Source organism: Candidatus Pelagibacter communis, assembly GCF_001179985.1.
GTDB lineage: Bacteria > Pseudomonadota > Alphaproteobacteria > Pelagibacterales > Pelagibacteraceae > Pelagibacter > Pelagibacter ubique_J.
This window is the reverse complement of record NZ_CVSI01000054.1, coordinates 1-1,130: the sequence shown is the minus strand read 5'-3', so window position 1 is coordinate 1,130 and position 1,130 is coordinate 1. Positions and strand designations below refer to the sequence as shown.

At 31.7% G+C, this 1,130-nt stretch carries 1 protein-coding gene; it reads right to left on the bottom strand.

Annotation, left to right across the window (positions count from 1 at the left end; all coding sequences use genetic code 11):
- Positions 1–1,130: Fe-S cluster assembly protein SufB (gene sufB, locus AMN80_RS02235; protein WP_075520375.1), on the bottom strand; the 1,130-nt coding region annotated here is incomplete at both ends.

Sequence of the window (1,130 nt, the reverse complement as noted above, 5' to 3'; positions counted from 1 at the left end):
TAATCCAACTGCTTCTTCAGGATTTAATCCTCTTTGCTGACAATAATGTAATTGTTCTTCACTAATTTTTGATGTTGTAGCTTCATGTGCAATATTAGAGTCCGAGTTTTTATTTTTAATATATGGAACTGTGTGCGCACCACATTTATTACCCATTAACAATGAATCACATTGGGTGAAATTATTTGAATTTGTAGCTTTTGGGGAAATATCTACTAGACCTCTATAAGTCATATCTGAAAAACCTGCACTTATTCCTTTTGAAATAATTTTACTCTTTGTATTTTTTCCGAGATGTATCATCTTTGTACCTGTGTCTGCTTTTTGATGATTGTTAGTAATAGCAATTGAGTAAAATTCACCAATTGAGTTATCACCTTTTAAAATACAGCTTGGATATTTCCAAGTAATTGCAGATCCAGTTTCAACTTGAGTCCAAGAAATTTTTGAGTTTTTACCTTTGCAGAGACCTCGTTTTGTAACAAAATTATATATTCCACCTTTGCCATCCTTATCTCCAGGATACCAGTTTTGAACAGTAGAATATTTTATTTCTGCATCATCTAACGCAATAAGCTCAACATTAGCTGCGTGTAATTGATTTTCATCACGCATTGGTGCAGTACATCCTTCTAAATAACTTACATAACTTCCTTTGTCTGCAATTATTAAAGTTCTTTCAAATTGACCCGTATCAGATGCATTAATTCTAAAATATGTTGATAATTCCATAGGACACCTTACTCCTGGCGGAATATAAACAAATGATCCATCAGTAAAAACTGCTGAATTAAGCGTTGCAAAAAAATGATCTGTTAAAGGTATAACTGTACCTAAATATTTTTTTACTAATTCTGGATGTTTTTGGACTGCTTCAGAAATCGAACAAAATATTATCCCTTGTTTTGTTAGAGTTTCTTTAAAAGTTGTGGCTACAGAAACTGAGTCAAAAACTGCATCAACAGCTATGCCATTTAATCTTTTTTGTTCATTAAGTGGAATTCCTAGCTTTTGATAAGTTTCAAGTAATTTTGGATCTAATTCATCAAGACTTTTTGGTTTATCTTTAAAGCTTTTTGGAGCTGAATAATAATAAAGGTCTTGATAATCTATTTTTGGGTACTTTGGCT